The organism is Terriglobus tenax (assembly GCF_025685395.1).
GTDB lineage: Bacteria > Acidobacteriota > Terriglobia > Terriglobales > Acidobacteriaceae > Terriglobus > Terriglobus tenax.
Map to the genome: position 1 here is coordinate 1,713,601 of NZ_JAGSYA010000004.1, position 26,998 is coordinate 1,740,598.

Below are 26,998 nucleotides of genomic sequence, written 5' to 3' on the forward strand. Positions count from 1 at the left end.
ATGGCCTGCGCCATGCCTCTTCTTATTGGGCTGCTTTCTCGTTAGAAGACGTCCGGCTTCGAACTCATCTTGTACTCCTTCGGCGATGTAGCCCCCATCAGGTTGCTCAGGAAGTAGTCCCAACGGCGGCGCATCATATAGCGCGTGTTCTCGGCATAACCGTGATGCGCATTGGGGATGAGCAACAGGTCAAAGTCCTTGTTGGCCTTGATCAGCGCATCAACCACTATCAATGTTGCGTATGGCGGAACATTGTCATCCATCGTTCCGTGTGCCAGCAGCAACTTGCCTTTCAGGTTCTTTGCAAGGGTGGTGTTGGACTGGTTGTCGTAGTTCGTCGTCTTGCCGTCGGCGCTGGTTTCCAGCAGTCCCTGGTAGCGCTCACCCCAGTCATCTTCGTACAGGCGATTGTCGTGATTGCCGCTTTCTGCAATGCCTACCTTGAAGAAATCAGGGTAAGCAAACAGCGCATCCGCCGTGGCATTGCCTCCACCGGAGTGGCCCCAGATGCCGACGCGGTCAAGATCGATCCATGGATACTTCGCGGCCAGCTCTTTGATGCCCGCTACCTGGTCAGGCAGCGTGTTGTCACCCATCTGCGCGTACCAGAAATCCTGGAAGCTCTTGGAGCGCCACGGCGTTCCCATGCCGTCAATGCAGACCACCGCAAACCCAAGCTGCGCCAGCGCCTGGTTATCGCCACGCGCCGCGGCAAAGCCACGGCTTCCGCAGGAACCCGTCTGGGGGCCGGGATAGATGTAGTCAATAATCGGGTACTTCTTCGAGGCGTCCAGATTTGCGGGCTTGTAGAAGTAGCCGTAAAGATCCGTCTTGCCATCGCGCGCCTTCACGATGATTGGCTCAGGAGCGATCCAGTTCGAAATCCTGGAGACATCGGCCTTTGCGATCTCCGCGATCTGCTTGCCATCGTCATCGCGCAGCACGGTGAGGGTGGGCGCGGTGGCCGAGGAGTAGGCATCAACAAAGAGCTTTCCATCCTTCGACAGTGAGATGGTGTGGTCCGCCGCCTCCGGTGTCAGCAGCTTCAGCCCCTTGCCCTCGAAGCCAATCTTGTAGAGATAGTGGAAGTACGGGTCGCCCTTCTCGCGGCCCATGCCGGTGAAGTAGATCTCGCGCTTGGCTTCATCCACCTTCGCCAGCGTGTAGACATTCCACTCGCCGCTGGTGACCTGGCTCTTCAGCGCACCGGTCTTCAGGTCGTAAAGATACAGATGGCCCCAGTCACTACGCTGCGAGAACCAGAGCAGCTCATTCGACTTCGGCAGGTAGCGCCAGTCGACTTCTGCATGTCCGCTTTCAAAGTAAGTCTTCACCGTCTCATTCATCACGGTGCGGACATCGCCGGTTTCCGCGTCTGCAATGCGGAAGGTAGCGGACTTGTGATCGCGCGAGGTCGAGACAAAACCGAGTGTCTTGCCATCCCCCGCCCATTGCACATCGTCCCAGCCAGAACCGCCGCGGCAACTGACATCGTCGCAGTTGGTGCTGCGATGCTGGTCAGGCTCCATCTTCAGACGCGTGACCTTGGCTGAAGGTACGTCGATGATGACGCGTTCGATCATCGTGACATCCTTATCGCCCGGCAGCGGATACTTCCACTGCTCCAGCTTCGGGTGTCCCATCTGCGTGGTGACCAGGTACATGTCACCGGTTTTGCGCTGGTCCTGCTGGAAGGTGGCGATCTTTTTGCCATCGGGCGACCAGACGAGGATGGGGCTGTCCGAGTGCGTCCATCCAGCGTTGTCTGTGGCGTAGCCGTAGTCCTTCACGCCGTCGGTGGTGAGTTGGGTCTCGCCGCCAGACTTTACATCGCGCACCCACAGGTTCCAGTCCCGGATGAAGGCAGCATGCGATCCATCGGGGCTCAGGGCTTCCGGAGGGCGGCGCGCAGTGGCAGTTCCGGCTACGGGGGCAGAAAGCGTGGTGCAGCTCCAGTCGCTCTTCTGGCAAAGAAACTTCCCACCATAGGCGCCGATCTCCGCGGACTTTCCATCGTCGGTCAATTCGAACGAACCGATCTGCAGTCGTGCTGCATCTACAGGGCGCTTGAGCAACGCGCTGATGGAGGCTGCAACCTTCATCGCATCGAACGCGGGAGACTTCGTACCCTTTGCGTCGACGAGGAAGAACTGCGCGCCATCGGGACCGACATCGCGATACCAGAAGCGACCGTCTTTCATCCAGGTGACGCGGTTGACCTGGTGATAGACCAGCGGATTGACGTTGTAGCTGAGCCGCTGCTCGGCGGCGGCGTAATCAGCGTCGGTATAGACGCGGCCCTGCTGGGCCACTGCAACAGCGCTTAAGATGCACAACAACATGCCAGATTGCACACGAAATCTCATCAAGGAAACCTGCCTCCACGTGGATGTTTTTGAGGATACATCCGCGCATTACTGGCGTAGCTTCCAAAGCACCTGCCGCCAGATGCCGGTCCATATCTCCGCGTCCTTTTTCGTAAGACGCAAGCGGCGGACCAGGCGACGGGTCATCTCCGGGTTGCAGTTGGCGGGAAACTTCGCCTCGTAGCCGGTGGCCGTCAGGCCCTCGCGCAGGGTCGCTTCAAAGCGATCGACGCTTCCGCTGTCGGCAAGCGCGTCCTCTTCCTGCAACGGCTTCCCCTGAGCCTGTTCTCTCACCAGCTCCCACAGACATACGGCCACAGACTGTCCCAGGTTCATGGAGGTGCCGTGTACCTCCATCGGAATGGTGAGCAGGCCGCTGCAGAAGCTGATCTGCTCGTTAGTCATGCCGGTCTTCTCGCTGCCGAAGACGATGGCGGCGCGGTTGCCGCTGCTCAGCGAGGCATGAATCGCTTGCCCGGCCTGCGGCAACGGCTCCACGGAATGCTCAAGCCGGCGATCTCCGACGGCCGTGGTGCCGTAGATCACGCTGCAGTCGGCGACGGCCTCGGCAAAGCTGGTGTGGACGGTGGCCTGCTGCATGACCTCGGCTGCGTCCACCGCGCTTTTAGCCTCGGTGACCGGCAGGGGAAATTCAGTGACGATGCGCAGCGTGCGGAAGCCGAAGTTCGACATGGCGCGCGCCGCTGCGCCGATGTTCAGCGGATTGCGCGCGCCGGCCAGAACGACGACGAGATTGGCCTTTTGTTCCGGTGTAAGCACAAAGACTATTCTAGGCAGCATGAGCGGACTTGGGTTATTGCCGACGGATCGCCTGTTTGTACTGACCGGCGCGGGTATCTCCGCCGAGAGCGGGTTGGCCACCTTTCGCGGCAGCGGAGGACTGTGGAATGGCTATCGCGTGGAGCAGGTCGCGACGCCCGAGGCATGGCAGGCTGATCCCGCACTGGTATGGAACTTTTACTCCATGCGACGTCGCGATGCCCTGGCCTCCGAGCCGAATGCGGCGCACCGCGCTCTCGCCACGATGGAAAAGCAAATGGGAGACCGCTTCTACCTGTGTACGCAGAATGTGGATGACCTGCACGAACGCGGCGGATCGCTGCGTGTCCACCACATGCATGGTTCGTTGTTTGAGTCGCGGTGTGAGCGGTGCGAGGTACCTTTTGCCGACAGGGGTTTTTACGAAGACGGCAATACCTTGCCCACCTGCAAGGACTGCGGCGCTGCCGTGCGTCCGCACATTGTGTGGTTCGGCGAAATTCCGTTGGCGATGGAAGAAATTTACGCAAAGCTGGCCGCGTCCACGCACGTGCTGGTGGTGGGGACCTCGGGTTCGGTGTATCCGGCGGCAGGGTTTGTGCAGATTGCCAACCAGCGCGGGTTGAAGACGATCTACGTGGGGCCGGAAGAGCCGCTGAACGCCGGAGCATTTGACGATATCCGGCTAGGGACGGCGACGGAGATCCTTTCTGGTTGTCTGGATGGCTAGTTGCCGGATGGCTGGTTACAACCACTTTCTCAGAAGAACTAGCCATTCAGTCATCCAGCCAACCAGCCATCTACACTAGAGACAGGTGGCCGACGACTTCGCACAACTCGTCAAGCAGCAGGCAGACATCGTCAAGATCGTCGAGGAGTATGTGCGCCTGCGTAAATCCGGAGCGCAGAACTACTCCGGACTGTGCCCGTTTCACAAGGAGAAGTCGCCCTCGTTCAGCGTGAACTCCGTGCATGGCTATTTCTACTGCTTTGGCTGCCATGAAAAGGGCGATGTCTTTACCTTCGTCATGAAGCTGGAGAATGTCAGCTTTCCGGAGGCGCTGCGCATCGTCGCGCAGAAGAGCGGTGTACCGCTTCCGAAGCGTGACTTCAACTCTCCGGAAGAGGCGCGCGAGGCCGGGCTGCGGCGGCAGTTGATTGATATCCACGAAGCCGCGACACAGTATTTCCAGGCCGCGCTGAACTCGCCCATGGCGGCGCGCGCGCGCGAGTATATGAGCGGCCGCGGCATTACTCCGGAGACAGTGCAGAAGTTCCGCATCGGCTTTGCGCCGGACGACTTCAACCACATGCGCGATGAGCTGAAGAAGCACTTCAGCGACGAGGTACTGCGCACCAGCGGCCTGTTCACCAGCAAGGAGCAGAACGAGCAGGGGCAGCCCAGCGGCAACCTGTATGCACGCTTCCGCAACCGCATCACCTTCCCCATCTGCAATGAGCAGGGCAAGGTCATCGCCTTTACGGCACGGGCCCTGCAGACCGATGAAAAGACGCCGAAGTATCTGAACTCGCCGGAGACGCCGCTCTATACCAAGGGCCAGGTGCTGTTCAACCTGGACAAGGCCAAGGCCGCGATCCGCGCGCAGGATTACGCCCTGCTGGTGGAAGGCCAGATGGATTGCATCTCCGTCTTCATGGCCGGCATCCCGCCAGTGCTGGCCACCAGTGGAACCGCGTTTACTGAGGCGCAGGTGCGGCTGCTCTCACGCTTCACCAAGCGTGTGGTGGTTAACTTTGACCCTGATACCGCAGGCGCTACGGCCGCGGAGAAATCCATTGCCCTGCTGACCGAAGAAGACTTCGAAGTGAAGGTCGTCACACTGGAAGGCGGCATGGACCCCGACCGCTTTGTACGCGAACAAGGCATCCAGGCCTACGGCGCGGCACTGCGCGGAGCACGGCGGCACTCGGACTACCTGATTGATCGCGCACGCACGCTCTTCCCGCCACGTACGCCGGAGGCCAAGGTGAAGGCGGTGAACTTCCTTCTACCGCATATCCGCCGTGTCCCTTCGGCGATTCAGCGCGATGCCTTCATCACGGACGCCGCACAGAAGCTTGGCATCGACTCCGGCATTCTGCGGCAGGAGATGAAGCAGGCCGCCGCAAACCGCCTTGGCTCGGTGCGGCAGAGCACGCCGCTGGTCTCTGAGACCGAACGCCTGGTGCTACGCGCACTCGTGCAGCCTGAGGGCTCTGACGCTCGCCGCGTGGTAAGCGAAGCCCTTGCCGTCCACCCTGAGTGGTATGACGGTCTCTCCACCGCCGGGTTGATGGAGCAGCTGGCCAATGCGCCCGTGCCGGAAAACCCTCTGGAGGCCGCGCCAGACCCGCAGCAGGCGGCCATACTGGCCACGGTGCTGGCCGAGACACACACCGAAGAGGATCACCTGGCCACGCAGATCCAGGGAGCACTGCACACCCTTCAGCGGCGCGGCCTGGAAAAGCGCCAGCGCGAACTGCGCCTGATGGTGGCCGAAGCGGACCGCCGTGGGGATACGGCGATGGTCACCAGGCTGACAGAAGAACTAATGGCTATCACCCGCCAGTTACGAGAGTTATAAGTCCGCAGTTACTTTATCCCTGCGCTGTAATTTTTCTGTCGCTGATGTGCCGGCTTAGTGCAATCTGGTATCAACAGATTCCAGGAATAGATGTTTTCTCTTTTTGGACGTGGTCAACCTATCTCACGTCATTTTGCTTTCCCAAGGACTTTGCTGTGCGCATTCTTCATCTGATTGCCTCGCTCGATTTACATGGCGGTGGCCCCGCCGAAGTGGTACGTCTGCAGGGAAAGGCGCAGGCTGCGATGGGGCATTGCGTTGAGGCAGCAAGCGCAGACGGCGAAGCGGTGGATGTCTCTTCCTTCTCGTTCCCGGTTCACCGGTTGGGACCAGGTAATGGATATGCGTATTCACGCCGCCTGGCAAAGTGGCTGAAGCAGAACCGTTCCCGCTTTGACGTAGTGCTGGTGCATGGGCTTTGGCAGTATCCACAACAGGCAGCGTACACACTGCTGCGTGGCCATGTGCCGTACTTCGTGTATACCCACGGCATGCTGGATCCCTGGTTCAACCAGAGCTTCCGCATGAAGCATATGAAGAAGCTGATCTACTGGCACTGCATTGGCCGCCGCGCATTGGATGCAGCCGCAGCGGTGTTGTTCACCACCGACGAAGAGCTTCTTCGGTCGTCGCGGTCTTTCTTTCCGTATCACTGGCAGGCGATCGTCTCCCCATTGGGCGTGGAAGGACCTCAAAGCTCGGTGGATGCAACGGAGATGTATGCGAAATGGCCTCAACTTAGAGATCGCGAGTACCTTTTGTTTTTCGGCAGACTGCATGTCAAAAAGGGATGCGACCTATTGCTGAAGGCCTTTGCGCGCTCTGAAGCACATACGGGCCGGATACTGGTGATGGCTGGCCCAGGCGAACTGTCGTATGAACAGGAGTTGCAAAAGCTTGCAACCAGTCTCGGCATAAGCAAACGCGTGGTGTGGGCGGGCATGGTGCAGGGAGAACAGAAGTGGGCCATGCTGCAACAGGCAGACGCCTTCATTCTTCCGTCGCACCAGGAAAATTTTGCCATGGCAGCCGTAGAAGCCATGTGCTGCGGCACACCCGTGCTGCTGAGTGAGCAGGTGCAAATTCAGCGGGACGTTGTGCGCGAAGGCGCTGGTTTCGCCGAGCCCGATACGCTGGAAGGCACTACAAGGCTGCTGAATCGCTGGCGGATGTTATCGGACCAGGACCGTACCGCAATGCGGCTGTCCGCTCGCAAAGCTTATACGGCTCTGTACACGGTGGACTCCGCGACCGCACACCTGATGCAGCAGATGGCGGCCGTTCTGCGCAGACAACAACGGCAGGCTACCGAGATCACTCCCATTGGCCCTTCAAATGCTGTTCGACAAAGCGGAACGTAAACATGCATAAGCTCCGGCTTCCCAACCCTTATCCTCTTCCCTTTCGCTACGGCCTTGCTCTGGCCGCGGCAATGGTGTCGATCGGGTTGAACGCTCTTCTGGTCCGCCACGGAATTCGCATGGAGTCGGCATGGATGCTGTCCGCCGTCACCGTCTCCGCCTGGTTTGGCGGCATGGGGTGCGGCCTGCTTGCAACGCTGCTGTGTCTGCTGGCACAAATTTTTCTTCGCTATCCGGTGGGATCAATGCGGGTTGCCGGCGTGTCCGAATGGAACGGCCTGGCAGCCTTCCTGACCAACGCTTTGCTGATCTCGCTGCTCTTCCGCACGTATTACCGCTACCGCGCCTGGCGCAGGGTCTCTCCGGTGGCGATTACAGGCGGCTACTGGTGGAGGTATGACACGAGCGGCGAGAGCGTGGAGCTCAGCTCCCCGGAGTTTCCGCATATCACCGTGACGCGCACCTTTCCTGACTGGCTGCGCCAGGTCGCCCGCAATGATCGCGAACGGGTGGAGGATGCGGTGCGTGCGGCGGTGACGACCGGTCACCTGGATGTACAGTTCCACGTGGTGCTGCCGCAGGGCGACATCCGGCTGGTGGAAATGCGCGGAGTGCGTCCGGAGGGCGGGGAACAGGGTCTGATGGCGGTCTGCCTGGAGATGGGAGCGTCCACTCCCGATCCCCAGGCCTTCCTGCGATAGTGCGAGCTCAGGCCGGAATCTTGTTGCGTTTCCGCTTGTAGTCCAGAAGCTCTTCTTTCCAGCTCACCTGTGGCATACCGGCAGTCTTTGCTTGCTCCTGCAGCCGCTCAATGGCCGCGCCAAACGAAGACTGCTCATGGGATTCTTCCCTCGCAGGGGGTTCTGACGGCGGCGCCGGCACAACATGAATCTCCGACGCATTCTGGGTCACCCGATCGGCTGCCTGGTGGGAACGCTCCTGGCGCTCGGCCATCTGCTGCGGCGTCATCATGGAGACGGGCAGAACCTCAGGATCGTAGGCGATCCCCTCGGCCATCAGCTTACGGGCCGTGATCGTCAGGTTGTCGCGGCGGGTTGTGGCACTGCGGACAGCGCGATCACGCTCTGGTTCGGAATCAAACGGGGCATGGTGACGAAGGTGCTCCAGCTTGCGGTCATACAGGTCAATCTCGCGGAGCAGGTCCTTCAAAAAGTACTTGTCATGAACGACATGACGCATGGATGTATCTCTCCAAAGCCGATATGGCTACAGATGTCGTCGTGCTTTGGTTGGGGGCGAAGACGTGCTGAGCGCGGATGGCTTGGTGGAAGGAATACTCCCTTCCGGGGAAGGGGCCATCGGCTCTCAAGCGCCCTTGAACCGGGTATCTAGATAGATGTGACATCCAGCCGATGAGTTGTCAGCCGCCCAGGTTCATCTTGGGGGCGCAGAGAGCAGAGAGGGGCAGGAACGCGGCAATTTACCCGCAGAAACACGAAGGGGACAGCGCTTAGCGCTGCCCCCCTCGGCACTCTATCCGTGAGTGAACTTAGATGGCCTGGACGTTCTCGGCCTGGAAGCCCTTCGGTCCCTTGACCACGTTGAACTGAACGCGCTGACCCTCGGCGAGCGAGCGGAAGCCGTTGGCCTGGATCGCGGTGTGGTGGACGAATACGTCCTCACCGTTGTCGCGGCTCAGAAATCCAAAACCCTTAGCGTCGTTGAACCACTTAACTGTTCCCTGTTCCATTGTGTTTGTTCCTTTTACTGCAAGATGTACCGCTGAATTCTGATGTTTGGAATTCTGCGAGTCACATACAGCGGTGGAACTAGCAGGGATTACAAGATCGGATTCTACGATTGATTGAATGGTACCACCTTTTGGGCGGCTCCGGGCGCTAATCGGCTAAAAGTTGTACCGAAGACCAAATTCAATGCGGCGGGCTGTATCAGCCGCATTGGGAACCAGGAACTGCGGCGACCCCAGGACACTGCCCTCCCCGGTGACGTTGGTATGGTTGATGAAGTTGGCCGATCTCAGGTTGACCGTAAGTGTTTGAGGGTGATCGGCTTTCTGGTTGTGGGTCAGCTTGATGGTGCGCTGCAGATTGGCGTCCAGGTGGATGTTCCAGGGCAGATCTGCAATATTGCGGCGGATAGGACGCAGAGGAATACCGTTCACGATCGACCCGGCATTGGTCAGCAGGCCGAAGGGCGTCTGGAAGACTGTGGTGCCGTTGGCGACCGCGCCTGGCGCGGCATACTGCGGACGGTCATTGAAGTTGCCGTCGCCGTTGTTGTCACTGCCGGTGGTTACATTGAAAGGCTGGCCGCCCTGGCCATAAATATTCCCGGAGAGGGTGAACTTGCCCGGCAGATTGAAGCTGGTGTTGCCGAAGACCTGCCAGAGGCCCTGGTTGTCGCGCCGCACCTGCTCCCCGGCATCGGTGTAGGCACTCTGCGGCTGGAAGAAGGTACCGTCGTTGGTGTCGTCGCGCAGGTTCAGGTGCAGAGCGCCCAGAAAGAAGCCGCCACGCTTGCTCTTGAAGTTGCTCAGACCAAAGAACTCGCCGTGACCGCGTCCGGTGCCATCGTATTGCACCTGCAGAATGTTCAGGTTAGGAGTAATGGGACGCACACCGTACGGGTTGTTATCGAGCGGCTGGTTGATGTTGACCGTGCGGGCATAGGTCATAAAACGCGCAAAGATCAGGTCCGCATTGATATTGAAACCGCCGGGCAGGTCCTTCGAAACGGAGAAGTCGCCCATCAGGTAGGTGCCGGGAGTCAGGTTCGGAGCCAGCGTGCGCTTGGAGTGAATGGGCGTTGTGCCGTTGAAGGGCGATCCGTAGACCGGGTTATAGATCAGGCTGGTGACGCGGTTGGTGCCGTCCTGCCGGTACAGCTCCTGCAACTCATCGGCGCTGTACTGGCCGTTGAAGACACCGGCATGCGTCTTGATCTGCCAGGTCTTCTTCTTGTCTGGCGACCAGCTGAGCCCCGCACGCGGAGCGAAGTTACGGTACGTGGCCGGGTCGGACTCCATAAAGTAGCGCAGGCCAAAGGAGACGGTCAGGTTGTCGCGCAGCTTCATATCATCCTGGTAGAAGGCATCGAAACGCACCTGGCCGACGCGGACATTGGGGTTGCCGCTTACGTTGCTGTACAGCGAAGCGTTGCCCGCAAGATAGCTCTGCGCACTAGTGAAGGTGTAGCTGCCGTTGAAGCCGTTGTAGATGTTGCTGTTCCGCCAGATGTAGAAAAGATGGAAGCCCGTCTTGATGGTGTGGCGCTTCAGCGTGGCGATGATGTCATCCCCATACTCAATGCGGTTGCGGTGATTGATGGTATTGCCCGTACTGGCCCCGCCGCCGGTAAAGTAACCGGAAACCTGGATGGAGGGCGCTATGCTGTTGGCCGTAAAGGTCTCGTCAAAGTGCTCCCAGCCCACCCGGGCCTCATGCATTAGCCGCGAATTGATGGTGGTGACGTTGCTGAAGCGAAGGTACTGGTCCAGAAAGCGGTCACCATATCCGGCCTCCAGCAGGCTGGAGCCACCAACACCCGCGTTCTCCGTGTTGTTCGCATTGGCGGCGTAGGTGATGAACGCAATGTTCTTCGGACCCATCTGCCAATCCACGCGGGCGTTGCTGTTCCACAGCGCCTGAGGCCGCGGAACGCTGTAACGCGTCGGGACCGCGTCTCCGGTCGAGGAGAGTGTTACGGCGTTCACGACCGCAATCTCGTCAATGTTGCGATGCTCCAGCGAGAGAGAGAAATTGGAGCCCTGCTTGCGGACCGGGCCCGAAAGGTCAAAGCCATACCGCTGCTTGCCGGTGGTTCCGCTGGTCACGGTGAACGGATTACGGGCATTCATCCAGGAACTGGAGTTGGTGGTGTAAAGCGCTCCGTGGAAGTTCTTGGCGCCGGGCTTGGTGTAGACCTCTACGCGGCCACCACCGAATGGAGGCTCGCGGTACTCGGCGGAGAAGAGATCGGGGCTGACATTGATGAACGCAATCGAGCTTTTCGGCGGCAGCTTGGCGTCGTCCTGGAAGCCATCGACCGAGATCGTCGTGCGGGACGGACTTCCGCCCGCGGCGGCAGCCATCTGCTGAAGCTGGCGCAACAGGTCATCCGGATCGTCCGCAAGCGCCTGCAACTGATTCCCGGCGATCGTCAGACCGTTGGCTCCGCCCGGAGACTGGACCTGCATTTCATTGTCATCGGCATTCACGGTCACGGTGGTCTGGTCGGCGGCAACAAGACGTACGCTCAGGTCGCCCGCATGCGGTGCCGTTACCTGCACGGTGACTGTCGCAAATCCGCTGTAGGAGATGGCGAGCTGATGGCTTCCGCGCGCCACGCAGGGCAGCACGAACCGGCCATCCTGCCCACTGGTGCGGGTCACGGAACCGTCCAGCGTAATGGCTGCACCGGGAATCACCGCCGCCGTCGCATCAGCTACGACACCGGTCAGATTGGTGCATGGCGCCGCCTGCGCCAACGAAGAAAGTGGAGCGAGCGCAAGAGTGAGCAATGGCACAGCGAGGTGTCGCGTCATACAGAATTCCCAAGGTTTGAAGTGCAGAAGGCCTGACTTGCGAGAAGAGAATGCAGGCCCCTTGTGGAGCGTATACGCGATGTGACTGAGGAATGTTCCGGGGTGCCTTAACGGAAAAGGTTCCCGGCCATTCTGCAACCGCAGAACAGCCGGGAGTCGCAACTACTTTGCGGCTTTCTGCTCCGCGATCCAGCCGGTGACACGAGCATCCAGAACATCAAGCGGCAGGGCGCCGCCACTCAGGATTTCGTCATGGAAGGTGCGGATGTCGAACTTCGGCCCCAGCTCCTTCTGGGCGCGGGCGCGAAGCTCGACGATCTTCAGCTGGCCAAGCTTGTAGCTGAGAGCCTGCGCCGGCCATGCGATGTAGCGGTCAGTCTCAGACTGAATCGTAGGCTCATCGACAGCATGCGAGTTACGCATAAACTCAACCACCTGTTCGCGCGACCAGCCAAGGTCGTGGATGCCGGTATCTACCACCAAACGTACAGCGCGGAAGAGCTCCGAGCTGAGACGGCCATAGTCAGAGACAGGATCCTGGTAGAAGCCAACCTCTTTGCCGAGTTCCTCCGCATAAAGCGCCCATCCTTCGACATACGCCGAGTTGCCGCCGCGCATGCGGAACTTGGGCAACCCCGTAAGCTGCTGCTGAATGGAGAGCTGCATGTGGTGACCGGGAATGCCCTCGTGGTAAGCCACGGCCTCGTCCTTGATGGTGTCGCGGTGCTGAAAGTCCGAAACAGCGACCGAGACACGGCCCGGGCGCTTTCCATCCGGCGTTCCGGTCTGGTAGTGGGTCGCCATCGCCGCCTGGTAGGGAGGAATGGCCTCCACCGTGACCGGCGACTTGGGCAGAAGGCCGAAGAGCTGCGGCAGCTTGGGCTCCATCTGCGCAATGGCCCGGCGAAAGTTGTCGAGAATCTCTTCTTCGGACTTGGGAATGTACTTCGGGTTGTCCTTGAGTGAGGCCCGGAAGCTGGCGAGATCACTGAAACCGGCGCGCTTCGCTACCTGCGTCATCTCCGCCTCAATCCGCTTAATCTCGTCCAGACCGATCTGGTGAATCTGCGCTGGAGGCAGGTTGGTGGTAGTACGGCTATAAATAGCCGCCTGGTAGCGCTTCTTCCCCTCAGACAACGAGGTGATGGCCAGCGTGGTGCGTCCATGCGGAGCGTACTCGTTCTTCACGAATGCGGCAAAGCTGCGGTAGGCCGGGAAGACCTCTTGGTTGACCGTATCGGTAATCTGGGCCGTCAGGCGCTTCTTGTCCTCTTCCGAGAAACTGGCCGGAAATTTCTTTATGGGGTTAAGGAAAGGATTCGCGGCAATAACCCCATCGCACTGGGCGGGAACCTTTTCCAGCAGAAATTTCACCGGCATCAGGTGGTCGCGTTCGCCGGCCTTCATGATCTCGATATTTTGTTCGAAAACCCGCGGAATCTGGTGGAGCCGCGCGATGTAGTCCTCGTAATGCTTGACCGAGTCCAGCGGAACTGCGTTGGGCAGGTCTGCCAGATCCGAATGCGGGCCGCCCATCTGGTCAACCGGCATCTCGTAATTCTTCAGGTCATAGTTGGCCAGCGCGGTCTTCAGGCTGCGCACCATCAGGTCGTGCGACAGCTTGTCCTGCTCGGGAAACCCGGCGGTCGAAATCGCGTCGAGCGCGGCGAGATATTTGAGCTGGTTCTGATGCGCGTCCGCGATCGCCGCCAGGGAGTCATCGTCCAGCTTGTCGTTATAGCGGTAGTCACCGTAGGCCGTGGCACGCTGGGGAGACCGGCGCAACCCGTCCTGGAACTGGTCTTCAAACAGTTTGTTCTGTTGGGCGATACGGTCCGCCACAGAGGTCTGGGCGAAAACCGCAGGCGACAGCGTTGCGGTCACAAGCGTGCCGGTGAGCAGGAGGGCAGGAAGGGTACGCATGGCAAGACGATAGCAAAGCCCGGCGCGAACGCAAGGCCTTGTTTAGAGGTCTTCGTCTTCTTTGGCCAGGACCTCGTCTTCAATCTGCATATCGTGGAATTCTTCGGAGTCGAAAACTTCTCCACACTGGAGGCATTCGACGAATTCGGCGTCTTCATCTCTGGAGACGACACGGACCTGAGGGTGCTTGCAGTCGAGGGTCATGGTGTATTCAGTCCAGCGCGCCTACAGCAGGCTGGATGACTCGGATTTTGCCCCGCGATGGGCGGGTTGTCAACGTGAACCGCCAAGTTTGATAATTATTATTATTTGATAGGTGTTGCTTTCTCCCTCATCCTCGACTAGACTTGTCCTATATCGGCCACCCTTGCGGGCGCGGTCGACCCTAGAGATCAAGCATGCTCAGACTGACCAAAAAAGCGGACTACGGGCTGATGGCCCTGAAGTATTTAGCTGAGCACGTAGACGACGGCGCGCAGAGCGCCAAGGATATTGCCGAGGCTTACCATATCCCGGCGCAGCTGCTGGCGAAGATTCTGCAGACGCTGGCCAAGGGCGGCCTTCTGGTTTCTACCGCAGGCACCCGCGGCGGCTATGCGCTGGCAAGGCCTGCAAACGAGATCAGCGCGTTTGAAGTCATCCGCACCATTGATGGTCCGCTGTTCATTACCAGTTGCATCACCATCCACGGCGCCTGCGACCTGGCGGGCCATTGCACCATCAAAGAACCATTGCGCAAGGTCAATGACAGCATCAAGGACCTGCTGAGCGCCATCACCATCGCCGACCTGATTGAGCCGCTGGAATCCGCAGGATCGACCCTGGGCGGCGGCCTGGTCTCCATTGCGCTGTAAGCGAACAAGTTTTGGATTTACGGACAGTAAAAGATTGTAAGGAGAACACCAAGAGTTATGAGCACTGTTGCCGCTACCGTTGAAGTTCCGAAGGGTGTGAAGCTGCCCATTTACATGGACAACCACGCCACCACGCCGCTGGATCCGCGCGTGCTGGAGGCGATGATGCCTTACTTCACCACCATCTTCGGCAATGCCGCCAGCCGCAACCACAGCTTTGGCTGGGAAGCGGAACAGGCTGTCGAGAACGCCCGCGAGCAGGTAGCCAAGCTGATTGGCGCTACCGCCAAGGAGATCATCTTCACCTCCGGCGCGACCGAGTCCAACAACCTGGCCATCAAGGGCATCGCCGAGATGTACCGCGAGCGCGGAAATCACATCATTACCCAGGTGACCGAGCACAAGGCCACGCTGGACACCTGTAAGAAGCTGGAAAAGCAGGGCTACAAGGTCACCTACCTGCCGGTAAAGGCAGATGGTCTGGTGGACCTGGAAGACCTGAAGGCTGCCTTCACACCGGAGACCATCCTGGTCAGCATCATGTACGCCAACAACGAGATCGGCGTCATCCAGCCGGTCGCCGAGATTGGCAAGCTGTGCAAGGAGAAGGGTGTCCTGTTCCACACCGACGGCGTACAGGCTGTCGGCAAGATTCCGGTGGATGTGATCAAGGACAACATTGACGTGCTCTCGCTCTCGGGCCACAAGATCTATGGACCCAAGGGTGTAGGTGCTCTGTATGTTCGCCGCCGTAATCCGCGCGTACAGATTGCTGAGCAGATCAACGGCGGAGGCCACGAGCGCGGCATGCGTTCGGGCACGCTGAATGTTCCCGGCATTGTCGGCCTGGGCAAGGCCTGCGAGATCGCCCGCGAGGAGATGGTAGAAGAGACCGCCCGCCTGATCGCCATGCGCGATCACCTGAAGCAGCGCTTCGAGTCGGTTCTGGACTACGTTCACGTCAACGGCAACATGGATCACCACCTGCCCGGCAACCTGAACATGAGCTTTGTCTACGTGGAGGGCGAGAGCCTGCTGATGGGCATCAATGACATTGCCGTCTCGTCCGGTTCGGCCTGCACTTCGGCCACGCTGGAGCCCAGCTATGTACTGAAGGCTCTGGGACTTGGCGACGATGTGGCACACAGCTCCATCCGCTTCGGCCTGGGCCGTTTCAACACGATGGAAGAGGTCGACTACGTCGCCGACAAGCTGATCGACGTGGTGCAGAAGCTGCGTGAGCTTTCGCCGCTGTACGAGATGGTGAAGGAAGGTATCGACCTGAGCAAGATCGAGTGGGCCGCGCACTAAGAACGGTGCAAGACAAACATTTACGGAGCGAACCTTTCACTCCGGTTGGATAATCTAAAGACTCAAGGAACCCGTGAGGGAGGAATTCAAATGGCATACAGCGATAAGGTCGTAGACCACTACAGCAACCCCCGCAACGTTGGCACCCTGGACAAGGCATCCGAAGATGTAGGCACTGGTCTGGTTGGCGCACCCGAGTGCGGCGACGTGATGCGCCTGCAGATCAAGGTCAATCCCGAGACGCAGGTGATCGAGGACGCAAAGTTCAAGACCTTCGGCTGCGGTTCGGCCATTGCTTCCAGCTCGCTCGCCACCGAGTGGGTGAAGGGCAAGACCATCGATGAGGCCCTGGCCATCAGCAACACCGACATCGTGAAGGAGCTTGCGCTTCCCCCGGTGAAGATCCACTGCTCGGTGCTGGCTGAGGACGCCATCCGCGCCGCCATCGGCGACTGGAAGAAGAAGAAGGGCGTGGAAGAGACGGCTTCGGTCGCTGTTGCCGCTCACTAATTGGTTTCAAGATTGCGCGGCCCCATGCCTTGACCGAGGCGTGGGGCTTTCGCGCAGATGAAGGATTGTTTTATGTCGACTGTTTCCATCAACCCGGTGACCAGTAACGCGATGAGCGCTCCAGCGCCTGAACCCGGTGTTTTGTCGTCTGCGATCGCTACCCCCGTCCTCGCTCCAGAGGCTAATGCAAAGGCCGCTGGTATCTCTGTGACGGAGAAGGCATTGAAGAAGATCGCACTGGCGATGCGCAAGGAAGGCATCAACGGCACTGAGGCCGGCCTGCGACTGGGCATTACCGGCGGCGGCTGCTCGGGGCTGAGCTACTCCATTCGCTTTGATTCGAAACCCCGCGAGCGCGATCGTGTGTGGGAGTTCGAGCATGAGACGGAGCGCGTGCGCGTCTTCGTCGATCCGAAGAGCTTCATCTACCTGACGGGTATGATCCTGGACTTTGAAGAGACGCTGATGCGCCAGGGCTTCAACTTCATCAATCCGAACTCGCAGAAGAGCTGCGGCTGCGGATCAAGCTTTACGGCATAAACCGATGCGCCTTCCGATTGCCATTGCGATGATCCTGCTTGCGCTGACGCTGGACATGGCGCGGTATGGCTATCTCTCCACACCGGCGTTGCTTGCCATTGCCGCTATCTCGGTTCCGGCGACAGTGTTTGCTGCGGTTCGCCTGAGCCGCTGGTATATCTCGTCAGCACTGGCAGCGGTTTGTTTCGCAGTCATTCTGATTGTGCAGCTAAATACGCCGTGCCCTTATCGGTGATCCCAGCGAAAGACCAAGACAGAAGGGCTGGCCGCATGGTCAGCCCTTCTGTCTTGATTACGCCGCGAAGCCGCCGTCGATCAGCAGATTCGCTCCGGTGATGTATCCCGCCTCCGCCCCCGCGAGATAGCTGACCATGCCTGCAATCTCTTCCGCTTTGCCATAGCGCTTCAGCGCCATCAGGCCGAGCATCACCTCGGCAAACGGACCACTCGCGGGATTCGCATCCGTATCTACGGGACCTGGCTGGATGTTATTCACCGTGATGTTGCGTGGCCCAAGATCGCGCGCCAGGCCTTTGGTGAAGCTGTAGATAGCTCCCTTGGTAAGCGCGTAGACCGAGCCGCCGACAAAGGGCATGCGATCACTGTTTACCGAGCCGATGTGGATGATGCGGCCGCCGTCCGGCATGTGGCGCGCTGCTTCCTGCGTTGCCGTGAAGACGCTGTGCACGTTGACCGCGAGGATGCGCTCGAAGTCTTCCGGCTTGATCTCGGTGATGGGCCCGAGCACGATGATGCCGGAGTTGTTGACCAGGATGTCGATCTTGCCGAATTCCGTTGCTGCCTGCTGCACAGCGGAGCGCACGGCGTCCTGGTCGGCGGAGTCGGCCTTGATGGCGATGGCCTTTCCGCCTGCACTCTCGATCTCTGCGACAAGTGCCTCGGCGGGTGCGACGGCGCTGCTGTAGGTGAAGGCGACGGCTGCGCCATCGGAGGCCAGGCGCTTGACGATGGCGGCTCCAATGCCGCGCGAACCACCGGTGACAAAGGCAGACTTTCCGCTGAGATCTGACATGGATTTGTTCCTGAAATTGTGGGATGAGGGAAAGACTCGAAACAGCGTTGGCTAAGCATAAACCGCTACACTGAAAAGCGATGAGCGATTACTTTGAATTCTTCTCGCTTCCCCGCCATCTGCACGTAGACACGGCTGCGCTGGAGAAGCAGTTCTACACGTTGAGCCGTAAGCTGCATCCGGACCGCTTTGCATCGAAGCCCGCGGCGGAGCAGGAAGAGGCTCTGCGCCAGTCTTCCCTGCTGAACGATGCCTACCGCACGCTGAAAGAATCCATCGCACGCACGGAGTACCTGCTGGCGCTGGAAGGTGTGCAGCTTGAGGAACAGTCGCGCGCGGCGACCGATGCGGCCAAGGCTGCGGGCACGGCGAAGAAGCAGGTGGCCCCACCGGAGCTACTGGAAGAGGCCTTCGAGCTGAACATGCAGCTGGAAGAGATGAAGATGAACAAGCAGATGGGCGACGACGACCCGCAACTGCGCAAGGACCTTGAGACCGCGAAGACGAACTTTGAAGGCATGCTGGCCAGCGCGCAGAGTGAGTTGGAATCATTATGGTCTGTCTGGGATGCCGCCGTCGACGCGAACGACGAGGCCGCGAAGACCAAGGCTCGCGATGCCATGGTAGCCCTGCTGAACCGCAGGAGCTATGCCCGGAACCTGGTGAGGGATGTCAACGCGGCGTTGGAATAAACTCCTCTCAACTTTGTCATCTCGACCGAAGCGCATAGCGCGAAGTGGAGAGATGACAGACCAATTGCTAAGCCCAAGGGTTGTACTCTCCCACGTGCCATAGATAGCCCTCGGGATCGCGGCACGTGAAGGCTTTGCCGCCGTAAGGCTTCTCCTCCAGATCAAAAACGATCTGCGCGCCTATCGACTTCGCCTGCTCATACACCGGTACGCAGTCAGTCACGATCAGTGAGACGCTGCGAACTTCGCGCCCTCCCAACTCATCCGGCATGGCGGCGTACTTCGCATATTCGCCTTCTTTTCCCTCCGAACCCAGCATGATCATGCCGTTGCCGAAGGTAAGTTGCGCATGGTCGACGCGGATGCCGTCCGCACTCATGTAAACGGCCTGTTTCTCAAAGCCGAGGGTGGTGCAGAGCCATTCGATGGCGGCGAGGCAGTCGCGATAGCGCATGCCGGGAATGACGGTGGAGGGGACCTTCGCTGCGGGGCTGGACATTTCGAGGAAATCCTTTCGCGGAAGTGCAGCGGCAGAGCCGCCGGAATCATCGAATCTACGCGTACAGATGCGACAATAGAGTGTTAGGCCATTTGGCCACAACCAAATTTATGGCAGACCTTTTGCAAATTGAAAGCATTCAGCCCGCGGGCCGCGTCGTGGGCATCGACCTGGGAACGACCAATTCGCTGGTCGCGTTTATGCAGGGCGAGCAGCCGGTGGTGATTCCCGGCGAGGACGGCTCTCCGATTGTTCCTTCCGTTGTGGCCTTTGCCAATGGCACAGCACTGATTGGAAACGCCGCACACAGCACTCTGCTGAGCGACCCGGGATCGGCAGTCTACTCCGCCAAGCGCCTGATGGGCCGTGGCCTGGAGGATGTGCAGGACGAACTGAAGCTCTTCCCGTTCCAGATTGCGTCCCAGGCGGGCGAGATGCTGCGTCTGAAGGTGGGCCCGCGCGAAATGACCGCACCGGAGATCTCCGCGCTGGTGCTGGGTCAGTTGAAGCGCAACGCAGAGCGGTTCTTCCAGCAGCCGGTGACCAAGGCCGTGATCACCGTGCCCGCGTACTTCAACGATGCGCAGCGCCAGGCGACGAAAGATGCTGGACGTATTGCGGGCCTTGAAGTGCTTCGCCTGGTGAATGAACCGACTGCTGCCGCGCTGGCCTATGGCCTGGACCGCGCCAAGGAAGGTCTTGTCGCGGTGTATGACCTGGGCGGCGGTACCTTCGACGTCTCCATCCTGAAGCTGCAGGATGGCATCTTCGAGGTGATCTCCACTAATGGGGATACGCACCTGGGCGGCGACGATATCGACAACCTGCTGATGGCCATTGCGCTGGATGAGATTGCCAACGAGATCGATCCCGCGCTCGCCGCTGATCCGCAGACGGTACAGGCGGTGCGCAAGGCTGTAATCGATGCAAAGATCGCTCTCTCCTCTGAGGAGGAGACGCGCATCGACGCCACACTGCCCGGCGGGGCGAAGTATCAGCGCACCATCAGCCGCGCACAGTTCGAAGGTCTGATCACCGACGTCATCGCCCGCACCGCTGGTCCTGTAAAACAAGCTCTGAAAGATGCGAACCTCACGCCGGAGCAGGTTGATGAGGTCGTGCTGGTGGGCGGATCGACACGCATTCCCGCCGTCCGTGCGCTGGTGGATACCCTGTTCAACCTGAGCCCGCGTGGCAAGAAGGCGCACACTGAGCTGAACCCTGACGAAGTCGTTGCCCTGGGCGCGGCGGTGCAGGCGGACATTCTTGCCGGCGGCTCGGCCGCGACCGAAGACCTGCTGCTGCTGGACGTAACTCCGCTTTCGCTGGGCATCGAAGCTCTCGGCGGAGTGGTTGCGAAGATCATTCAACGCAACTCCACCATTCCCGCTTCCGCGACCGAACACTTCACCACCGGCGTCGATGGACAGACCAACGTCGCCATTCACGTGGTGCAGGGCGAGCGCGAACTGGCGAAGGATTGCCGTTCACTGGCACGCTTTGACCTGAAGGGCATCCCTCCCATGACCGCCGGTATGCCGCGCATCGAGGTGAAGTTCCTGATCGATGCCAACGGCATTCTGCACGTCAGCGCTCGCGAACAGCGCAGCGGCAAAGAGCAGGAGATCGAGGTCAAACCCACCTACGGCCTTACGGACGAGCAGGTGGAAGAGATGATCCTCGCCAGCTTCGACAATGCCGAAACCGACCTGGCCGAGCGCCAGTTGATTGAGGCGAAGAATGAGGCTTCCGTGATTCAGGACGCCGTGGCCAAAGGCAAGAATCACGCCGCGTGGCAGCAACTGACGGCCGAGGAGCTGGCGGCAATCTCTGCCGCGGAAGAGACACTGAATGCCGCGATTGTGGGTGCGGACTACAAGACGATTCGCACGGCGATTGACGGCCTGGACAAGGCCACCCGCCGCTTTGCCGAGCTGATGATGGACTCCGCCGTAGCCGGTGCACTGACCGGGCAGACGATGCAGGCCGCCGGTGAGAAAATGGGAGAGGGCCCTACGGCGCCGCATCCGTTCGCTCCGGCCCACATCAGCGAAACCCAGAAGCCAGAAGAGAAAAAGGATTAAGAGATATGTCAGAGAACACAACGCTTCCTGAAGTTGACCTGAGCAAGCCGCCCGCCGCCGACATGGTGCGCGTCACCTTCCTGCCGGAGAACAAGACCGTCGAGTTCAAGTTCGGCACGCTGCCCTACGACCATCACGGCAAGCCGATGAGCTTCCTGGACGTAGCCGAGAACTATCACATCTTCCTGGACCACGCCTGCGGCGGATCGTGCGCATGCACGACATGCCATGTCTACATCAAGGAAGGCGAAGCCGGTCTCTCCGAGCCCGAGGACGATGAGCTGGACCGCATTGACCAGGCCGCCGGACCGCAGTTGAACTCACGCCTTGGCTGCCAGGCCGTGATTGAGAAGCCCGGCACCTACACCGTGGAGATTCCGAGCTGGAACCGGAACTACGTGAGCGAAGGCAAGCCGCTAGCTCTCGCCAACGACAAGAAGTAAATCCAACTAGAGACTGCAGCAGAAAGGCCGGGTACACTCAGCGATAAGTGCCCGGCCTTTTCCATCCTGCGCTGCATCCGGTCTTCGAGACGCTGGCCTATGCCGGCGGATTCCAAGCCTATCGCTATGCCAAGCGCCGCCAGGGCGACTTTCTGCAGGAGACACAACGCTGGAACGTGATTGCCGCAGCCATCGTAGGCGCGGTGGTAGGCAGCCGTGTGCTTGGCCTGCTGGAGCAGTGGCCACTGCTGGCGGCGATGAGCTGGAAGCAGATGCTCTTCGGCAGCGGCGGCAAGACGATTGTCGGCGGCCTGCTGGGCGGATGGCTTGCGGTGGAGTTGGTGAAGTGGCTCAGCGGCATTCGCCAGCGCACGGGCGACCTGTTTGCGCTGCCGCTATGTCTTGGTATCGCGATTGGCCGAATCGGTTGCTTTCTGGCCGGGCTCGCGGATGACACCTATGGCAAAGCTACTTCCCTGCCATGGGGTGTGGACTTTGGAGATGGCGTACGGCGTCATCCAACGCAGCTTTACGAGATTGTATTTCTGCTGGTGCTGGCTGCGGTGATCGTGCGGGTCTCACGAAAGCCACATGCGCAGGGTGTGCTGTTTCGTATTTTTCTTGCGGGATATCTTACGTGGCGATTCGCCATAGACTTCATCAAGCCGCAGCCGTTGTTGCATGGATTGAATGCGATTCAGTGGGCGTGCGTGGGTGGGCTGTGCTTTTGTCTGCTCGACGCGCTTTTCTTTGCGAGGAGAAGAATATGAAGATGCCGTGGAAAGATCAGACGGGACTAGCGAAAGCAGCTACTATCTTTGGGTGTCTGTTTAGCATTTCGCTTGGATTATGCGGTGCCAACGCTCTCGTAATCGGCCCACTATCGGATCTTTCTTTATCCTCACCGCATACCTTGAACTGGCGGGCATAATAATCGGCCTTGCTGGCTTGATCCTCGTCGGCCTCATCTGGCTTGTGCGTGAATTTGCTTCAAGCTTCCGAGGTTGACCAAGTATGCTGACCGCACGGTTCCGATATGTCTGATCGTGATACAGCGCATCCACCCAAAACCCGCCGACTCAGCTTCTGGCTGTTGCTCTTCAGCGTGAGCTTCCTTGTTTCGCTGGGACTTTGCGGCATCAGCCTGAAGACAAACGATGAAGGCGGCCTAGCCGTATTCTCACTCGTGGGCATGGCAGGCTCGTTGATTTGCTTTGTCCTTTGCCTTATCGTTTGGGCTGTCCATGGGATTTTCTCCAAGAATTGAGCTAAGAGCGATGTCCATCGTCCCCACTCCCTCCGGCGAAATACCCGAACCTGAGAAGACACGCGGCTTGGGCTTCTACTTCGCACTCTTCGGCGCTGGCCTGCTCATTTCGTTTGGGCTATGTGGCATCAGCGCAAAACTTTATCCCAACGACTATGTCAGTGCGCTTGGTCTTTTCTCTTTCATCCTCGGACTTTGCTGTGTCCTGGGACTACTTGGAACTCTCTTCGCAGCCCTCGTCAACCTTCTAAGAAAATGGTTTTCATAGCACCCCATGGCACAGACACGCCCCTACCTCTTCTATGACACCGCCACTTCCATCTGCACCACCTGCTTTCGCCGGGTGGACGCGAAGATTGTCTTTGAGGACGACAAGGTCTACATGCTGAAGCGCTGTCCGCAGCATGGGTTTGAGCGTGTGCTGATGGCCGATGATGTGGACTATTACCGTCGCTGCCGCGAGATCTTTCTGAAGCCGCCGGAGATGCCGCTGCACTACAACACCCCGGTGAAGTATGGATGTCCGTATGACTGCGGCCTATGCCCGGACCACGAGCAGCATTCCTGCCTGTCACTGATTGAGGTCACCGACTCCTGCAACCTGACCTGCCCCATCTGCTATGCCGAGAGCGGACCGCACCGCACCAGCTTCCGGCCGCTGGAACAGATTGAGCGCATGATGGACATGGTCGTCGCGAATGAGGGCCAGCCGGACATTGTGCAGATCTCCGGCGGCGAGCCCACGATTCATCCCGAGTTCTTCGCCATCCTGGACGCGGCCAAGCGCAGGCCCATCAAGCACCTGATGGTGAACACCAACGGCATTCGCATTGCCCAGGAGCCGGAGTTTGTGAAGCGCCTGGCCGGGTATATGCCGGGCTTCGAGCTGTATCTGCAGTTCGATTCGATGAGGCGCGATCCGCTGATGCAGCTGCGCGGGGCCGATCTGCGCTCTATCCGGCAGAAGGCCCTGGAGCACCTGAATGAGTTCAACATCTCCACCACGCTGGTGGTGACGGTGGCTCGTGGCATCAACGACAGCGAGCTTGGCGACATCGTAGAGTTCGCGCTGCAGCAACCCTGCGTCCGTGGCGTAACCTTCCAGCCGGTGCAGCAGGCAGGCCGCCTCACCAACTTCGACTCCGGCGCCAACCGGCTCACACTCACGGAAGTACGCCGCCGCATTCTGGAACAGACGAAGACTTTCGCCGCTGAGGACATTATCCCGGTCCCCTGCCATCCGGACTCACTGGCCATGGGCTATGCACTGAAGATGGGCGGCAAGGTGACTCCGCTGACCCACATGGTGCCGCCGGAGGTGCTGATTGAGGGCGCGCGGAACACCATCATCTACGAGAACGAGAAGGGCGTGCGCGACCACCTGTTCAAGCTGTTTGCCACCAACCTGTCCCCCATGGCACAGGCCAGCACCCTGCGGGAGCTGCTGTGCTGCCTGCCGCAGATTGCCGCTCCGAGCCTGGGGTATGACAACCTGTTTCGCATTCTGATTGTGCAGTTTATCGATGCGCAAAGCTTCGACCTGCGGTCCATCCGCAAGACCTGCATCCATATCGCGCATCCGGACGCCAAACGGCTGATCCCTTTTGATACCTACAACATGTTCTACCGCGATGGGCTGGAGCAGTCACGGCTGGCTCCGTTGCGGGCACTGCAGCAGAGCGCGCTGACCTCGGTATTTTCGTCCAGCCAGTAAGACAGGCTTGTCGCGTTTGGTTCCTGTCCTTTTTTGATAAGACGAAAAGAAGCAAACGTTCATTCAAACGTGCTAGGCTTCCCTCATTCCCCTGTGAGGTTCACCCCGTCGCGTGGATGCGCATTCGTGTGTCCACCTGCGACATAACTGCTTTACGGCTACTGCAGATTTTTTTGCCTTTTACCCAACAGGACGGTAAATCCATGAACGTTTTTCGCGGTTTCCTTTGCACGTTGGCGTCTGCCGCGTTATTGCTTTGCTCCCCCCTAGCTCTGGCACAGGCTACCAAATCCGGACTCTCGGAACAGAAGTTTTCCCGCATCGACATCTATGCCGGTTATGGCTATCTGAAACCGATCAATACTTCCATCAACGGACAGACCTTCAACTCCATCTACAACAAGAACATGACCATAAGCGTGACGGGGTACCTGACGCAGCACTGGGGTATCCAGGGCGAAGTTGGTTACTTTTCCGCCGATAGCCCGCGTGGAGCCTTTGGTCAGTGCATCGGTGGCGCGTGCTCCTCACGTGACCAGTCCAATTACACGCTGCAGGGCGGTCCGGTATACCGCGTGCGGCTTGGCCACCTTTCACCCTTCGCGCATGTACTCGGCGGCGGCTCCCGCACCCGTGGACCATTTCTGCAGCCGCTTACCTGGGGCTATGGCGTAACCGCAGGCGGCGGTGTGGACTACATCTTCCGGTTCTGGAATGAGACCTTCGCTCTGCGTCCCATCCAGGCGGACTTCCAGTATTCCCACGTCAACTATGGCGCTACGCCTACACCTGCCGCGGCCAACTATACCGGCATCCTGAACATGCCGGCCATCAAGCTTTCCGGCGGCCTGGTCATGCGCCTGGGCAATGTTGAGACACCCTTGGCCGTCTCCGAGGCGTGCGAGGTGGAGCCCAGCCAGGTCTACCCCGGCGATCCAATCCGGATTGAACCGGCGACGGTCAACCTGAACCCGAAGAAGAAGACGACCTATACCTGGACCACGACCGGTGGACAGCTGACAGTTGCCGGCGATGGTGCAAACCTGGATACCGCTAACCTGGCGCCAGGCACCTATACCGTCAAGGGTCATCTGACACAAGGTGGCAAGAGCTATCAGCAGGCTGACTGCTCCCGCGACTTCACGGTGCGTCCGTATGATCCCCCCACAGTGTCCTGCTCGGCCAGCCCCGGCAGCGTCAAGATCGGTGAGTCTGTAACGGTTAGCGCCTCAGGACGCAGCCCGCAGAACCGTCCGCTCAGCTACACTTTCACCTCAACCAGCGGTCAGCTTACGGGCCAAGGCAGCACACGCACCCTGCAGGCAGGCGGCACACCCGCCACCATCACGGTGAACTGCACGGTTGTGGATGACCAGGGCAAGACCGCCTCAGCCACCACGACCGTAAGTGTGACGGCTCCTCCGCCGCCACCACTGCCGTCCTCACGCAACCTGTGCAGTGTCTCCTTCGCTCGCGACCGCAGACGGCCTGTGCGCGTGGACAACGAGGCCAAGGCCTGCCTGGATGAGATTGCTCTGGTCATGGCCCGCGAAGGCGATGCCAAGCTGGTGCTGCTGGGCAACTACGATACCGGCGAATCAGCAGAGACCGGTGCGGAGCGCAGCCTGAATGTGAGCCTCTATCTCAAGCAGGACAAGGGCATTGACCCATCCCGCATTGAAACGCGGATCGGTTCGCAGATGGGCAGGGGCGTTGATTCCATCCTGCTGCCTCCGGGCGCAACCAACCCCGCTGTCGGCTCCAGGAGCTTCGATCCCGCGACCATCCGTTCGCACGGAGAAGCCTACGGCCGCAAGCGGACAGCCACTCCAACCCGGAAGCGCCGCCGCAGAAAGTAGCGCTTCTTATAAATAGCCAGAGGTGCGGGAGCAGATGATTGCCCCGCACCTCTAGTTGTTTAATCATGAACCTTTCAGGCGACGCTGGCGGCTGACTTCTCCTGCACGCGACGCGCGACAGCCCACGCATACTGCACGGCCGACATGGGCGCAATGATCGAGATCGCCCGCAGCAGCATGCTAATCGGCATCTGGAACGGCAGCCATAACCACACCTGGTGCACAAGAATCAGGATGACGGTAAGAATCTGAACGCCGGTGTTGACCTTTCCCAGCAGGCTGGGAGGGAAATCGCGCAGTGTGTTGGTTACGTACAGCAGCGTGCAGACCAGCAGGATGCCGAGATCTCGGCTGAAGACCAGCACCGTAACGTAGCGCGGCACCAGCCCCTCGTGCGTCACCACCAGGAAGAGCGTGGAGAGCAGCAACTTGTCGGCAATGGGGTCAAGGTACTCTCCCAGCGTGGTGCGCTGCTTCAGCTTGCGCGCCAGCAGACCATCCAGACCGTCTGAGAGTCCGGCCGCGGCGAACAGAACAAGGGCGAGCGACCAGTTGCCGTCAAAGATCTGGATGACCAGGAAGGGCACCAGGAAGAGACGCAGAAGGGTAAGAAGGTTCGGGGCCGTACGAAACTGAGCAAAAATGTTCACAG

26 protein-coding genes are annotated in these 26,998 nt (G+C 59.5%); 16 read left to right on the top strand and 10 right to left on the bottom strand.

The window, feature by feature from the left end; all coding sequences use genetic code 11:
* Window positions 1–41 precede the first annotated feature (41 nt).
* Both OHL13_RS12620 and OHL13_RS12625 read right to left on the bottom strand, forming a co-directional pair.
* The gene (locus OHL13_RS12620) at window positions 42–2,342 is read right to left on the bottom strand and encodes a S9 family peptidase (protein WP_263410480.1); all 2,301 of its coding nucleotides are present in this window, start codon (window positions 2,340–2,342) and stop codon (window positions 42–44) included.
* A 72-nt stretch (window positions 2,343–2,414) separates the two neighbouring features.
* Window positions 2,415–3,146 carry an RNA methyltransferase gene (locus OHL13_RS12625; RefSeq protein WP_263410481.1) on the bottom strand — a complete coding sequence of 244 codons (732 nt, stop codon included), beginning with the start codon at window positions 3,144–3,146 and terminating at the stop codon, window positions 2,415–2,417.
* A gap of 19 nt (window positions 3,147–3,165) precedes the next feature.
* Here OHL13_RS12625 and OHL13_RS12630 point away from each other — a divergent pair, with 19 nt between their 5' ends.
* The 4 genes from OHL13_RS12630 (at window position 3,166) to OHL13_RS12645 (ending at window position 7,793) form a co-directional block, all read left to right on the top strand.
* Window positions 3,166–3,876: an SIR2 family NAD-dependent protein deacylase gene (locus OHL13_RS12630; RefSeq protein ID WP_263410482.1), complete on the top strand. Its 711-nt coding sequence runs from the start codon at window positions 3,166–3,168 to the stop codon at window positions 3,874–3,876.
* Between the two features lie 85 nt (window positions 3,877–3,961).
* The gene (dnaG, locus tag OHL13_RS12635; protein ID WP_263410483.1) at window positions 3,962–5,731 is read left to right on the top strand and encodes a DNA primase; all 1,770 of its coding nucleotides are present in this window, start codon (window positions 3,962–3,964) and stop codon (window positions 5,729–5,731) included.
* Between the two features lie 155 nt (window positions 5,732–5,886).
* Window positions 5,887–7,092 (top strand): glycosyltransferase, encoded by a 1,206-nt coding sequence (locus tag OHL13_RS12640; protein WP_263410484.1) that lies wholly within the window; start codon window positions 5,887–5,889, stop codon window positions 7,090–7,092.
* Window positions 7,093–7,094: 2 nt separating this feature from the next.
* On the top strand, window positions 7,095–7,793 hold the full coding sequence (locus tag OHL13_RS12645; protein WP_263410485.1) for a DUF4118 domain-containing protein: 699 nt from the start codon (window positions 7,095–7,097) through the stop codon (window positions 7,791–7,793).
* 7 nt (window positions 7,794–7,800) lie between these two features.
* On the opposite strand, the gene OHL13_RS12650 is transcribed toward OHL13_RS12645, so the two are convergent.
* The 5 genes from OHL13_RS12650 to OHL13_RS12670 all read right to left on the bottom strand — a co-directional run bounded on the left by OHL13_RS12650 (window position 7,801) and on the right by OHL13_RS12670 (window position 13,744).
* Window positions 7,801–8,292, bottom strand: a complete 492-nt coding sequence (locus OHL13_RS12650; protein WP_263410486.1) for a hypothetical protein — start codon at window positions 8,290–8,292, stop codon at window positions 7,801–7,803.
* A gap of 310 nt (window positions 8,293–8,602) precedes the next feature.
* On the bottom strand, window positions 8,603–8,803 hold the full coding sequence (locus OHL13_RS12655) for a cold-shock protein (protein ID WP_263410487.1): 201 nt from the start codon (window positions 8,801–8,803) through the stop codon (window positions 8,603–8,605).
* A 156-nt stretch (window positions 8,804–8,959) separates the two neighbouring features.
* Complete coding sequence (locus OHL13_RS12660) at window positions 8,960–11,617, bottom strand: TonB-dependent receptor (RefSeq protein ID WP_263410488.1); 2,658 nt, start codon at window positions 11,615–11,617, stop codon at window positions 8,960–8,962.
* 162 nt (window positions 11,618–11,779) lie between these two features.
* Window positions 11,780–13,540 (bottom strand): DUF885 domain-containing protein, encoded by a 1,761-nt coding sequence (locus OHL13_RS12665; protein WP_263410489.1) that lies wholly within the window; start codon window positions 13,538–13,540, stop codon window positions 11,780–11,782.
* A 42-nt stretch (window positions 13,541–13,582) separates the two neighbouring features.
* Window positions 13,583–13,744 (bottom strand): hypothetical protein, encoded by a 162-nt coding sequence (locus OHL13_RS12670; protein ID WP_263410490.1) that lies wholly within the window; start codon window positions 13,742–13,744, stop codon window positions 13,583–13,585.
* A gap of 194 nt (window positions 13,745–13,938) precedes the next feature.
* Between OHL13_RS12670 and OHL13_RS12675 the strand changes: the two genes are divergently transcribed.
* The 5 genes from OHL13_RS12675 (at window position 13,939) to OHL13_RS12695 (ending at window position 16,990) form a co-directional block, all read left to right on the top strand.
* A complete protein-coding gene (locus OHL13_RS12675; RefSeq protein ID WP_263410491.1) occupies window positions 13,939–14,394 on the top strand; it encodes an RrF2 family transcriptional regulator in 456 nt (151 codons plus the stop codon).
* Window positions 14,395–14,451: 57 nt separating this feature from the next.
* A complete protein-coding gene (locus OHL13_RS12680) occupies window positions 14,452–15,705 on the top strand; it encodes an IscS subfamily cysteine desulfurase (protein ID WP_317889925.1) in 1,254 nt (417 codons plus the stop codon).
* Window positions 15,706–15,795: 90 nt separating this feature from the next.
* Window positions 15,796–16,215 carry a Fe-S cluster assembly scaffold IscU gene (iscU, locus tag OHL13_RS12685; protein WP_263410492.1) on the top strand — a complete coding sequence of 140 codons (420 nt, stop codon included), beginning with the start codon at window positions 15,796–15,798 and terminating at the stop codon, window positions 16,213–16,215.
* 72 nt (window positions 16,216–16,287) lie between these two features.
* Entirely contained in the window at window positions 16,288–16,755 is a 468-nt protein-coding gene (locus OHL13_RS12690; protein WP_263410493.1) for a HesB/IscA family protein, read from the top strand.
* 4 nt (window positions 16,756–16,759) lie between these two features.
* Window positions 16,760–16,990, top strand: a complete 231-nt coding sequence (locus tag OHL13_RS12695; RefSeq protein ID WP_263410494.1) for a hypothetical protein — start codon at window positions 16,760–16,762, stop codon at window positions 16,988–16,990.
* A gap of 57 nt (window positions 16,991–17,047) precedes the next feature.
* Here the strand turns inward: OHL13_RS12695 and OHL13_RS12700 are convergent, their stop codons facing one another.
* Entirely contained in the window at window positions 17,048–17,788 is a 741-nt protein-coding gene (locus OHL13_RS12700) for a 3-oxoacyl-ACP reductase family protein (protein ID WP_263410495.1), read from the bottom strand.
* An 80-nt stretch (window positions 17,789–17,868) separates the two neighbouring features.
* On the opposite strand from OHL13_RS12700, the gene hscB reads away from it, so the two are divergent.
* Window positions 17,869–18,480, top strand: coding sequence for a Fe-S protein assembly co-chaperone HscB (gene hscB, locus OHL13_RS12705; RefSeq protein WP_263410496.1), 612 nt, complete (start codon window positions 17,869–17,871; stop codon window positions 18,478–18,480).
* Window positions 18,481–18,547: 67 nt separating this feature from the next.
* Here the strand turns inward: hscB and OHL13_RS12710 are convergent, their stop codons facing one another.
* Window positions 18,548–18,979, bottom strand: coding sequence for a VOC family protein (locus OHL13_RS12710; RefSeq protein WP_263410497.1), 432 nt, complete (start codon window positions 18,977–18,979; stop codon window positions 18,548–18,550).
* A gap of 110 nt (window positions 18,980–19,089) precedes the next feature.
* Between OHL13_RS12710 and hscA the strand changes: the two genes are divergently transcribed.
* The 6 genes from hscA (at window position 19,090) to OHL13_RS12740 (ending at window position 26,346) form a co-directional block, all read left to right on the top strand.
* Entirely contained in the window at window positions 19,090–21,063 is a 1,974-nt protein-coding gene (gene hscA, locus OHL13_RS12715; protein ID WP_263410498.1) for a Fe-S protein assembly chaperone HscA, read from the top strand.
* 5 nt (window positions 21,064–21,068) lie between these two features.
* Window positions 21,069–21,506, top strand: coding sequence for a 2Fe-2S iron-sulfur cluster-binding protein (locus OHL13_RS12720; RefSeq protein ID WP_263410499.1), 438 nt, complete (start codon window positions 21,069–21,071; stop codon window positions 21,504–21,506).
* Window positions 21,507–21,553: 47 nt separating this feature from the next.
* Entirely contained in the window at window positions 21,554–22,276 is a 723-nt protein-coding gene (locus tag OHL13_RS12725) for a prolipoprotein diacylglyceryl transferase (protein WP_263410500.1), read from the top strand.
* A gap of 507 nt (window positions 22,277–22,783) precedes the next feature.
* Window positions 22,784–23,041 (top strand): hypothetical protein, encoded by a 258-nt coding sequence (locus tag OHL13_RS12730; protein WP_263410501.1) that lies wholly within the window; start codon window positions 22,784–22,786, stop codon window positions 23,039–23,041.
* 6 nt (window positions 23,042–23,047) lie between these two features.
* Complete coding sequence (locus OHL13_RS12735) at window positions 23,048–24,487, top strand: radical SAM protein (RefSeq protein ID WP_263410502.1); 1,440 nt, start codon at window positions 23,048–23,050, stop codon at window positions 24,485–24,487.
* A 203-nt stretch (window positions 24,488–24,690) separates the two neighbouring features.
* Window positions 24,691–26,346, top strand: coding sequence for a hypothetical protein (locus tag OHL13_RS12740; protein WP_263410503.1), 1,656 nt, complete (start codon window positions 24,691–24,693; stop codon window positions 26,344–26,346).
* A 74-nt stretch (window positions 26,347–26,420) separates the two neighbouring features.
* Here OHL13_RS12740 and OHL13_RS12745 read toward each other — a convergent pair whose 3' ends face one another.
* Window positions 26,421–26,996, bottom strand: coding sequence for a CDP-alcohol phosphatidyltransferase family protein (locus OHL13_RS12745; RefSeq protein WP_263410504.1), 576 nt, complete (start codon window positions 26,994–26,996; stop codon window positions 26,421–26,423).
* Window positions 26,997–26,998: the final 2 nt, after the last annotated feature.